This is a genomic window from Lewinella sp., from assembly GCF_050633125.1.
GTDB lineage: Bacteria > Bacteroidota > Bacteroidia > Chitinophagales > Saprospiraceae > Lewinella.
The window spans coordinates 41315-53584 of sequence record NZ_JBOEFX010000026.1; the positions used below are offsets into that span (position 1 = coordinate 41315).

General features: G+C 47.0%; 5 protein-coding genes and 1 pseudogene. All 6 read right to left on the bottom strand.

What is annotated here, in order from left to right; genetic code table 11:
* Positions 1-40 precede the first annotated feature (40 nt).
* Positions 41-3253: a carboxypeptidase-like regulatory domain-containing protein gene (locus ACRBG0_RS08045; protein WP_431486392.1), complete on the bottom strand. Its 3213-nt coding sequence runs from the start codon at positions 3251-3253 to the stop codon at positions 41-43.
* A 177-nt stretch (positions 3254-3430) separates the two neighbouring features.
* The gene (locus ACRBG0_RS08050; protein WP_431486393.1) at positions 3431-6772 is read right to left on the bottom strand and encodes a VCBS repeat-containing protein; all 3342 of its coding nucleotides are present in this window, start codon (positions 6770-6772) and stop codon (positions 3431-3433) included.
* A 19-nt stretch (positions 6773-6791) separates the two neighbouring features.
* Complete coding sequence (locus ACRBG0_RS08055) at positions 6792-10145, bottom strand: VCBS repeat-containing protein (RefSeq protein WP_431486394.1); 3354 nt, start codon at positions 10143-10145, stop codon at positions 6792-6794.
* A gap of 65 nt (positions 10146-10210) precedes the next feature.
* On the bottom strand, positions 10211-10333 hold the full coding sequence (locus ACRBG0_RS08060) for a hypothetical protein (RefSeq protein WP_431486464.1): 123 nt from the start codon (positions 10331-10333) through the stop codon (positions 10211-10213).
* Positions 10334-10355: 22 nt separating this feature from the next.
* Positions 10356-10571, bottom strand: a pseudogene (locus ACRBG0_RS08065) (four helix bundle protein); the annotation flags it as partial.
* 153 nt (positions 10572-10724) lie between these two features.
* Positions 10725-12254 (bottom strand): RagB/SusD family nutrient uptake outer membrane protein, encoded by a 1530-nt coding sequence (locus tag ACRBG0_RS08070; protein WP_431486395.1) that lies wholly within the window; start codon positions 12252-12254, stop codon positions 10725-10727.
* Positions 12255-12270: the final 16 nt, after the last annotated feature.

The following is a 12270-nucleotide window of genomic DNA, read 5'->3' on the forward strand; positions in this document are numbered from 1 at the left end:
AAATACGGCAAATTTGCTTCATGGAAGCATTTTAAAAGAATCACATCCCCCATTTCAATCCCAAGGTCAATGCCTTGGAACGAGGATAAAAGTAACGCCGATCAATACCGGGTGCCAACTGGCCATCACGTTCGCGCAATGTTGGCAAAACACCAGCAATTTCAGGGCCTTCATCAATATATCGAGGAGAAGGATCAATACCTGTGTAATTGGTCCACAATAGTAGGTTCTGGCCGGTAAGGCTAATGCTCAAGGATTGCTGGTTTGGTAAATACAACACCCTACTGATACTCAAGTAGTCCAAGGAAAGATAATTTCCTGACTCAATATAACGGTCTGAAAAAGTGGCAAAACCACTCACATTATCCGGCAGATCAAATGCTGTAGACATATAGTTTCTCGATTGCGGAAAAAGGCCTTCCTGGTCAATGAAAGTTTCCAACTCCCCTCGCCGCAAGTGCGCTAAATCATGGCCCAATTCGCCCCGCAGCATTACCTCCAACTGCCAACCTTGATAGCTAAAAGTATTGGACCAACTGTAAGTGTTGGTTGGCAATCCATTCCCTATCACTCCATAATCACCATCAGGTGAAGGCAAGGCCTCCCCTTGGAAAGTATCATACAGGCTAATCTCGCCAGTCGCCAAGGTAGTCTCTCGATCAAACTGGCGGCCAATCATTTGCCCGAAAGGAGCATCCAGTTCGACCAACCCGATCCCATTTCGCCAGATAGAGCCCCCAGCGCCAGACTTGGCAGTTACTCGTTGACCATTGGCATCAAAGTAGCTGTCCGGACCTATGCCCCCCGTACTCACCAGCTGGGTTTTCATGTGCGCCCAACGCAGGGTCGTCGTCCATTGTAGTTGCCTTCCTTTTTGCCAACCAATAGCCAGTTCCCACGACCGATTGCGCAAAGCAGCTTGGCTTAAATTCACGCCAAATTCGTTCAGCGCAGCAGGCAAATCTTCCCGCTCTTGTTTCACTATGGGATCTTTGGTCATACTTGCAAAATAGTCGATGCTGCCAAAAAAACCTTGGTAATCATACCAGTTCAAACCCGCGTTTACAATCCGCCGACGCTCGGGTTTCAGTTCAGGGTTTACATTCACATAATCTTCTCGTATAGGGTCATACTGGCCACGCGCATAGGAAAAGTCCCGTGGTAGCTGCCCTACCTGTGCGTATCCACCATGGGCATTCCAGCTTGTTCTACTGTTGATATTAAAAATTTCGTTCAACCTCAAATCCAGGTGCGTACCACCCGCTGGCTGCCAGCGTTCTGCTGTCCCTAGATTAGTTGCCCCTTGGTATTTCATAGCCACTTGCCATTCCAGCCAGCGCCAGCGTAGTTTCCCATTCAGCCCAAAATCTATCAGTCGGGTACGCTCATCATAGCCTGATTGCTGCAAAAAACTCTGGTCTGTCAAGAAAGTTTCAAAATTATCGAAACTAAAATCGTCATTACCAAAATTGAAACCTTGGGTACGCTCATCTTCTCGTTCTAGTCGTTGAAAACCATAACTGCCTTCCAATTCCAGTAGGCCATACATAAAAACGTGCTCCCAATTCAAGCGTGTTCGCAGCCATTCTTGACGCTGTTCACGAACAGTCCTTTCTGCTCTTCCTGGCTGAGTAGTATGGCCATTGCCCCGAAAAAACGCGTAGGTACGATTCTCTTCACCACTCCGGCGGTCATTGGCCTGCTGCCCTACGGCCAATTGCAGACGAAGCGGATCCGCTATTTGCAAATTCGCTTCTGCCCGGAGCCAACGGGTAGACCGTTCTTCCAGTAGCTTCGAGCCTGCCTGTATCGCCACCGGGTTATAAAAATCAATCGAAGGGACCACCTCGAAATAATCGCGAAGCTGGTTAGTACTGATATTATAAAAACCATTCAGCAATGAATTGGTAGGTGGCTCGGTAAAGCTTACCGGAGTCGTAGGATTATACTTGGCCGCCTGGAAAAAAGTCTGCTGATAATCGCGCTCACCCTGGCGTTGTTGCCCCGCCACTTGGGCTTTAATCACCAGTCGCTCCCGCCAAAACGATTGCTGCAGTTGCGCCCGCCCCGTATATTGCCTCCACTCGCTATTTTGCCCTACCCCTTGCACATCGCGAAAGGAACCTTCTACTTGCCAGATCGTTGCGCCATCGCGGCCACTTACTGCCAATTGGTGGCCCTGACTCAGAGCTGTCCGGGTTACTTCATCTAACCAATCAGTACCGTAACCCAAGTCCGAAATCCCACCTGGGTATTGACGGTATTCCTCCGCAGTAGCTACGTTCGGTAAATACGCAGAGCGTTCAATCGTCAGCTGACCTTGATAAACGACTGCCAGTTTTTTACGTACGATATCCGTCGTTTCCACCTCCAACACTCCCGCTCCAGATTGCAGCCCGTAACGCACCAAATCCACCGGTCGGCGCAGCAACTTTACAGAAGCGATACTTTGCTGATCTAATAGCAGTGGCTCCATTCCCGGCATCCCGTCTACGACCCACAGTGGCGCAGCATTCTGAGTCAGACTATGTACTCCTTGCTGTCGCAACACCGGTACCGCCCAAGGGTCACTCCCCGCTTGGCTGACTACCAAGCCCGGAAATTGCCCTCGTAGAAGCTGATAAGGATGAGTAAAGTGCAGAGGAGGGAGCACACTAAAATTTAATATCCCATTCCTCTCGTCTTTGAAAGGACTTGGCAAAATATAACCACAACCAGAATTAAACGGAGAGATATCAACCATAAGCACATCTAACCTCTCTTGCCCGGGAAGAACGATTAGTTCTTGGGTTTCAAAACCAGTGTAAGAAAACCACAATGTATCTAATTCCCTAGTTGGTATTTCAAACGCACCATCAATATCCGTCACCGTTCCTGTTACGGTGCTTCTAATAAAAATAGAAACGCCAATCAACGCATCTCCCGTAGCTGCTGACTTTACCGTTCCCGTTAGCATTATTTTATTAGGGAGAGTGTCCTGTACTATATGATTATGGGCCCCTGCCACTGCGCTCTTCGTTTGCAGGGCAGCCGGGTCGTCCGTCCCTTCGGTCCTCCCACCCCTGGTCCTCCACCCTGGCCGGGTGTCGCCCTCCGCTATTCGCTGCGGGCTAAGGTTAAACATGAAATTGCTTTGTGCTGCCCGCAAAGGAAAGACAGTCCCCAACAATAAAAGGGCACTTACCATCAGTACTTTCTGCAACACAGGTATTTGCCCAAAATGTATCCGAAATGGCTGCGTCAAGTTTTTCATAATGGCACTTTTTTTTGAAAGGAGGGCTTTTCTGTTATTGGCTTTGGCTTCACCCTAAATATAAGGTGTTCAACCTACATTGAAGCCTCCCCAAAAAGAAAGAGCTTTAGTACACAGAGAAGAAATAAATCTCTGTCTACTAAAGCTCTCAAAATTTTCTATTTGTAAAACCACCTTCTACTCCCCTACCCGCAGCACTGCTGCTGGTCCATCATTGCGACCTACCACCACGTGCTGCTGGCCACCAATTGTTATCGGCACCCAGTGCTTAACCTTGCCCGTCAGGTTAACTTCTCCGAGTGGGTAAGCGGCCCATTGACCATCTTCCCAACGTAGGTACTGCCCGTAACTGGCATCGTAGCGGCCCATCTCGATATTACACTCGTGGAAGTTACCACCTACAAGTACTTCTTCCCGGCCATCGCCATCAAGGTCTATTGCCGTGAGGGCGTTTACGGTAGAGAATTGGACCTGATCAGGTAAGCGATGCGCCTTAAAGGTCGCGTTGCCGGTATTTTCAAAATAGGTGTTCGCCAATGAAGTAATTTCCATCAGCTTCGCTTCCGCTAGCTTTTCTTCAGTGAAGAGTTCTGCTAAGCTGGCGCGGGCAAAATCTTTGGCAAAGAGGTACTTCTTCTTGAGGTAAGACATCTGCTTGGTCAGTTCCATAAAGGTAGCAAAGGGGTATTCTTTACCCTCCAGATAGTAGGTCAGTATATGCTCTTCCTGGTCGTTATCGTCATAGTCATTGATGTACAAGCGCAGAGGCTCCTCTGGGGTAGGGCTCAATTTCGAGTTTTCACCATAGCTACCTGCTAATACATCCATATCGCCATCACCGTCAAAGTCGCGTACCAGGACGGTGTTCCACCACGATTGCTGATCGGTGATAGGTTGAGCCGTAAACTTGCCTTTGTCATTACGCAACAGTTGAATGTCACCCCATTCCAGCGAGAGTACCAAGTCGGGATCGCCATCTTGATCCATATCTGTCCATTCGCCGCCGGTGACCATTCCTATCTCAGAAAGGATGGGCGCTACTTCCGGGCCGACATCTGTGAATTTGCCATTGCCATCATTACGATACAACAACGAACGAGGCGATGTGGCATAGTGCCAAGGCACTGCTCGGCCGCCAAAGAACACATCCAAATCACCATCACCATCGTAGTCAGCCACATCTACAAAAGAAGCGGTCAAGTAGGAATTTGGGAAAAAGTCCGGCACTAGCGTCAGGTTGCCTTGTCCATCATTGAGGTAAGCACGCTGGGTACGGGCGGCATTCTTTTCTTTGAATTCGTTTCCACCATTAGCGACTACCAAATCAAGGTCACCATCCTGATCAAGGTCAGCAAATACGGCGTCAACATCCTCTTGGAGCGCGCTTGAAGAGAACAAGTCTTCGGGGGCAGCCAGCAGGGTGCCATTGGCTTGCTGGAGATACAACCTGCTGATTTCACGCTTCGCGCCACCAAGGAATACATCGTCTAGTCCATCACCATTTACATCACCTACGGCTACGGCGGGGCCTTCTGCTGATACCATATTTGGCATCAAAGCCTCCCGGTTGAAATCGACATAAGGGTTTTCTTTGTGCAGGTAATCCATCCCTACCGCTTGGGTACGATCAGCAAAAGCTACTTTTGAAGGGTTCACGAGGTGCAATTGCTGGTAATTATACGCAGGAAGGCCTGCTTGCCAACGAACGGTAACCTCTTTGTTAAATGCCAAATCCGTATAGCTTTGGAAAGTACGATCAGGCCAGATCACCTGAACAGAATCCACCGATGCAGCATCCCCTACCCCCAGGTAAACACCCAGTGGTTGCGCCGATTGGTACCCTCTAGCCGAGAAATGCTGTACCAAGAGCTTTTCGGTGCCCTTGTAGGCCACAACCGTTACACCAATACCGTGAATATTCTTAGGGGGTCCCTCAAAATTCAAGTGCAAGTAATCGCCTAATGCTTCTTTATCCGCATTAAGGTTTTCGTAAACGTAAGGCTCATCTTCGTGGTTATTTACCACTACATCCAAGTCACCATCACCATCAAGGTCAGCATAGATAGCACCGTTGGAATAAGTCGGCAAAGCGCCATCAATTTCTGCTTTAAGGTCTTTGAAGCGTAAGCTGCCGTTGTTTTGGTAAAACTTGTTGGGCAACTTGATCTGAGGCATACTATCTACCAATACCAAATCATCTTCTTCAAGGTTATTTGTACTGGATTTCCAGCGCAATTCACCATTCGCACGGAAGTTGATGTAATCAATATCATTCATCCGGCGAGGAATGCCATTGCTGATAAAAAGATCGCGGTAACCATCATTCTCAAAATCAAAAAACAACGGTGCCCATGACCAGTCGCTGGCTTCAACCCCGGCGTAAAGGCCTATCTCACTGAACGTACCATTGCCATTATTAAGCTGAAGGTTGTTGCGGGCATACTGCGGGTGGTAACCATATCGGAGCTTGAACTGGAAAATATCATAAGCGTCTTCCGCTAGTGAACTCTTTAAAATGTAGGGATCTTCCGGCAGCATGTCCAAGGTAATGATATCCAATTGGGCATCGTTGTTGATATCCGCTACATCAACACCCATCGAGAACCTGCTGGTATGCTGAATTTGTTCACGCATCACCTCCTTAAAAGTGCCATCCTGTTGGTTCAAATAAAGGTAATCGTTTTCATGAAAATCATTGGCAATGTAGATATCAGGCCAACCATCGAGATTAATATCTGCGGTAGCAATGCCCAAACCATAACCAATCACCGTGCTATTGATACCCGCCTCTATGGTTACTTCCGTAAAGGTATCGCCATCATTGCGCATCAATTTATCGCCGGCCATTGGGTGCTGAGTGCCTACAAAAGTCTCCTTTTGTCCAAAGGTGCCATTGGCGTGTAGCGAAGCATTGAGCTGATACATATCCAGGTCACCATCAAGGTCATAATCGAAGAAGGCAGCCTGTGTACCAAAGCCAGCCAGGTCGAGCCCGTAGGGAATAGCCTCTTCGGCAAAAACGGGAACACCATCCTTGATTTCCTGACAAACGTAGAGCTGGTTGCGCCCTTGAATCGTTTTGTATTCCCCCATTTGGGAAACATAAATATCCAGTTTGCCATCGTTGTTGATGTCCACCACGGTAGCGCCCGCTGTCCAACCGTTCATGCCCGCTACTTTGGCTTCGTCGGTTACATCACGGAACTTCATTCCCCCTTCATTCAAAAAGAGTTTATTTGGCCCCATGTTGTTGGTAAAGTAAAGGTCTACCTTACCATCTTGATTAAAGTCGCCGGCAGCAAGACCGCCACCGTTGAAGAAATACATGTAATTGAATACATTGAACTCGCTAGACTGACGTAACTCATTGGTAAAATCCAGGCCTGTTGCTGCTTTGGTAAGTAGCCGAAAGCTCGGGTTTTCTGAGCGCTGCGGCCCCTCTACGCCATTGCTTGAAGGGTTACAAGCGGTAAAAACGAGGGCTAAAGCCCCAACAATTAAGATGATCGTACTCCTCATATTTTCGTGTACTGTTTCTTTATTTATTAATCTTCCATAACTGGGCAGCCTCATTGTTGATGCCTACCAATACGTAAGGTTGTCCTCCTTGGACTACCGGCACCAACTGGCGAATATCGCCCCTGACAAAAAAGCCCGATTCACTTTGCGGAATTCTATCGAACTGCCCATTCCCACTATTGATTAAAACGTGGCCAAAACTGGCATCCAACTTGGAAAACTGCGGCGTAAATCCACTATCATTACCACCTAGCATTAAATCAGGCAGTTGGTCTCCATTCAAATCGCCACAGTAAATATCACAAACACAAGAAAATTGCACTTCGGCAGGCAATTCTTGTATCGTAAATTGTCCGTTACCGTCGTTTAGGGCGATGATGGAGCGGAAGAAGTTGCCTTCTTTAACCTTTACCTTTGCCATTACTTCAGCACTGAACAACTCGTCGATGCTACGTTGAGCGTATTCAGCATGCTTCAAATTTTGTTTTTTCAGGCTCACAATCTGGCCTGTCAACTCATCCTTCATAGGGATAGGCATATCACGCCCGTCAATACTACGGGTAATAATTTTCTCCGTGGTTCCATTGTCATCAAAATCGGAGATCCACAACTTGGCAGGTGCTTCTGGTGTACCGGTAAAATAGAAGTTCTCTCCCCGGTTGCCAAGCACCAAATCGAGGTCACCATCGCCATCTAAATCGGCCGTTTCAACAGCGTACCACCACCCCGATTTATCATCGAGATTAGTCTTCGTTCTGGCATATTTTTCGCCATCCCACTGGAAGACAGCAGGGGCCATCCATTCTCCGGTCACAATCAATTCAGGTGTTTCATCCCCCATAAGGTTGGCGCTTACAGCGTCGGTGATCATGCCTAGGCTAGCCAATTCTGGGGCATAGGTTTCTATCTCATCACGGAATGTCCCTGCACCATCATTGATATACATAAAACTAGGCGGATTGCTACCATATTGAGAAGGTATACTACGGCTACCGACAAAAAGGTCTAAATCGCCATCCTGATCAACATCCAGAGGTACAGCAACAGAAGTATTGAAACCACTGGCTGTCAGAGCACGAGGATTCATTTCAAAATTGCCTTTGCCATCGTTGATGTACAGCCTGTCTTGCATATAGCGATGCCCCACGGGCATATTGTTACCGCCTGAGCCTACAAACAAATCCAAGTCACCGTCACCATCAGCATCAAAAAAAGCGGCAGCAGTATCTTCGTAATTATTGGTTCGCTCAAAGGTCTTGATATTGGTGGCTTGCCAACTATTTCCTGTTTGAATAAGCATTTGTCCTGGCCAGCCAGAAGCACCGCCCAAATAGATATCGTCGCGGCCATCGCCATTGACATCGCCAACGGCAGTCTTAGGCCCTTCGCGGGAAATCATCCTCATGGTCAGGCCTTCCTGAAAGAAGTCGATAAACCGGTCTTCAGTATGAGGGGTTACGTCCAAAGAAGCTTCTTGTAGCAACATTTTTTGGGTATCCATGCCAGTCTTAGCAGGGGTGTAAGGTTGTTTCTCTACCGTAGCGTAGTCGATACTCAATACTTGGTCACTTTTTACCCCATGAAGGATCGTGCTGGTACGATCCGGCCAGATTACCTGAACGGAATCTATTTGGCCACTTTCCCCCAACCCAAATACCATCTTGTAATCTACAGAAGATTGAAAGCCCCGGCTAGGGATCAACTGAAAATTGAGCTGGCGATCATTTTGGTAAACAAATACTTTCGCGCCTAAGGCATAAGTATTGGGTGCTGGTGCGCTCAGTTTCACACTTAAATAATGGTTATCCTCTTGGCTATCCGTTCTATTCTGGTAGACCAGGGCTTGCTGGTTGAGGTTATTTACCACCAAGTCCAAATCGCCATCATTATCGAGGTCACCATAAGCGGCACCGTTGCTAAAGGTTTTCTCGCCAAAGCCCCAAGCCTCGCTACTTTCGTCAAAAGTCAGATCACCATTGTTATGAAAGAAACGGTTGCGGACAGGCGTGGAAGGCATCTCTTCCAGAATTTTTTCGATCTCTTCCTTTTTACCAGTAAGGGCCATTTTTTGGATAATCTCATTCGCAAAGAAATTGATAAAATCCTGGTTAGTCACATCCTGGTAAACGCCGTTACAGACGTAGATATCTCTTAATCCATCGTTATCAGCATCAAACATCAGGGCTCCCCAGCTCCAATCTGAAGAAGAGACGCCACTGAAATAAGCAATCTCACTGAAGGAATTATCTTGGTTATTCAGCTGTAGCGTATTTTGCATATACTGGTGATAGAAATCACGCTGCTGCTTGAGTTGATAGATGTTGTAATTTTCAAAGGTAGTGGTAGTTTTCAAGCGATAATCTTCATCCGGCAGCATATCGGTCGCAAAAATTTCGGTATAACCATCGTTGTTGATGTCCGCCATATCGGCACCCATCGAAAACAAACTCAGGTGTTCCATCCAGTCTTTGACTTCCTCCTGAAAAGTGCCGTCTTGTTGATTGATGTAGAGATAATCGCGTTCAAAAAAGTCATTGGAAATATAGAGATCTGGCCACAGGTCACCGTTAACATCTCCCACTGTAACACCTAAACCAAAACCAATGAGACTACCAAAAATATTGGCTTCCTTGGTGACATCTACAAATTTGCCGTCTTCGTTACGCAATAGTTTATCACCACCTCCTTTGAGAAAGTCGCGTACCGGCCAGTCTTCCGCATAGAGTTCCCGCTTGTTGCTATAATTGAGCGTATTGACGGGCATGAAACTGTTGTTCAAAATATAGACATCCAGATCACCGTCGAGGTCATAGTCAAAAAAGGCAGCGTGGGTTGTATAACCACCCTGGTTGAGTCCATATTCCGCTGCCTTTTCTGTGAAGGTTAGGTCGCCATTATTGATAAACAACTCGTTGGCTTGATCGTCGCCTTCTACGTAACCCGCATTACAGACGTAAATATCCAGAAGACCATCAGCGTTGATGTCCACCATTACAACTCCTGTACTCCACCCTCGTTCTCCTGCTACACCGGCCGGCTGGCTAATGTCTTCAAACTTAAAATCCCCCTTATTGAGGAACAGCTTGTTCTTGCCTTTATTATTGGTGAAGTAAATATCAGGCAAACCGTCATTGTTAATATCGCCGATGGCAACGCCGCCACCATTATAGAAATTTCGGTAACTGAAAATATTGAAGTCGCGGGTATTCTCCACCTCGTTCACGAAATCAATACCCGTTTGCTCGGTCGTCATTTCTACGAATCGTGCATCAGCTGGTGCCAAATAATCACCCGCAGTATTATTTTCTGAAGGAGTACACTGGGTAAAAAGAAGGGAAATAAGGAGGAGAGGGAGGTATTGTAGCTTATTCATATTTCAGATGTAAGATGTAAGATTTACAATGTAAGATTTGCGATACAGAATTTACGATGTACAAATTATTTGCGAGAATCGACTTCCTTTGGGGTAGCTGTGAAAATAGCTACTAATTCTTCGGCTTCTTTTAAGAGTGAAACTACAACTTCGTTGGGGGCATAATCTTCCTCCATATACTTGATCATACGCAGTGCATTGTAGCTTTTCTCGTAGTTCTTTGTGAACAACCTTCAGCTTGTGTCTAAAATCTGCTGGAGATTCTGCCGACCTCACTTCGCCATAATGAAAATCAGGTGAAGTTCCCGAACGCGTTAATTGCCCAGCAACATGCCTGGCGTCAGGAGAAGGAGGCATTTGCCTCACTGACTTTAGGCAGGCAACACCAAAGAGGATTAATCGCGTTTCAAGTTCTTCCGGTGTCATAAGGGCATAGCTTTTTGTTGATGTAAAAAATCTTACATCTGAAATTTTAAATCTTAAATAAGAATAGGCCCCCCATTGCTGGTTGACCTATTCTCGTTTTGCTTTATCTAAACATCAGGTACCCAAGTACACTGTTGATTAATTACCTAAAGCCTAGTAACCAGGGTTCTGCACCAAATTAGGGTTAACAGAAAGCTGGATGGTAGGAATTGGGAACAGCAGACGCTCAGCACCAGAAGCAGGCTTCTCGTTCCAAGTACCCAAGAATTTACCGAAGCGGATCAAGTCCGTACGACGGTGACCTTCCCAGTACAATTCACGTCCACGCTCGTCGATCAATGCATCAGCATCAAGAGCAGTAAGTGCAGCAACACCACGCTTGGTACGAATCTGATTTACCAGATCCAAAGCGGTAGCATTGTCACCAGAGCGGAAAGCAGCCTCAGCTACCATCAACATTACATCAGACAAACGGTAGTAAACGTAGTCGTTATCAACATTATCGCCACTTGCGTAGTCGATAGGGTACTTGATAACACGGATACCGGTAACTTCCAAGTTGTCACCAGATTCAACCAGTGCAACTTCAGGAGTAAACGCTAGAGGATTACCTTTACGATCTTCCAAAGCATTGCCGTCCTGGTCAAACTGCTGGCCTACAAGGAAACCTGCATTGATACCAGAAACGTCAGTCATGCTTGGGTAAGCTCCACCAATACGCTGATCCGCTGCGTCAAACTTGTTGTAGAAGTCAGAAATGGTCGTGAAACCATTCCAACCAGAAGGATTCTGGTTGTAGTGCAGGGTACAGAACCAACGAGCACGTACATTACCAGAACTTACACCGCCACGGTTTTCCGCAGTAAAGATGTTCTCCGTAGAGATCGCATCATTGTTAGGTGCAAAGTTGTCAAACATATTGTCAGACAAGCTGTAAGAACCACTGTTGATGATTTGGTTACCCAAATCAATCACCTTAGCCATGTCTTCCGAAGGGAAGCTAGGGTTAGAACGATCTTTGATCGTACCACGGTTCAAGTGAGCTTTCATCAATAGTACTTTCGCTGCGTCCTTGTTAGCCAAGTAGGCAGGTCCGTCAGGAAGGTCATTCTGAATAGCTTCTATTTCAGAAATAACGTAAGCGATGGCTTCATCACCTACCAGTACCTCTGGATCAGAAGAAAGGTCAATTACACCATCCGCATTAATGTTACGGAAAGGTACCTGATTCCAAGCATCTGCTACGAGGAATACCGAGAAAGCGCGTAAGAAACGTGCCTGGGCAGCCTGTTCAGCAGTAGGGTTGAAAGTAAGGATATCCGTTGATGCAAACTGGGTAGCCAAAAGCTCCCGGTAAGTATCACTAAGGAATGCATGGTCTGCATCCCAGGTGTGGTTGTGAAGTACACGCCAGATACCGTTATCGTCCCAGTCGCCACCGCGAGTTGGCCCGATTACTTCATCAGTGGTGTGTTCTTGTGCCGCCCAGAGCCGAGATTGGTCCTGCATTGGCGTGCGGAGCGACTCATAGGCTCCGATCAAAAGGGCGTCAACGTCAGCATTGTCCTGCAGGATCGCATCACCGGCATCACCGGAGAGGGTGCTTTGCAGCTCCTCTTCGAGATCGGTACAAGCGAAGGCAGAAAAAGCCAACAGCCCGAAAATTAGGTTACGAAATTTCATTCTAAAAAACTTTTTG

Coding starts and splice junctions, on each gene's coding strand:
- ACRBG0_RS08055 (WP_431486394.1), bottom strand. CDS start 10,145: ATGAATAAGCTACAATACCTCCCTCTCCTCCTTATTTCCCTTCTTTTT.
- ACRBG0_RS08060 (WP_431486464.1), bottom strand. CDS start 10,333: ATGATCAAGTATATGGAGGAAGATTATGCCCCCAACGAAGTTGTAGTT.
- ACRBG0_RS08070 (WP_431486395.1), bottom strand. CDS start 12,254: ATGAAATTTCGTAACCTAATTTTCGGGCTGTTGGCTTTTTCTGCCTTC.
- ACRBG0_RS08050 (WP_431486393.1), bottom strand. CDS start 6,772: ATGAGGAGTACGATCATCTTAATTGTTGGGGCTTTAGCCCTCGTTTTT.
- ACRBG0_RS08045 (WP_431486392.1), bottom strand. CDS start 3,253: ATGAAAAACTTGACGCAGCCATTTCGGATACATTTTGGGCAAATACCT.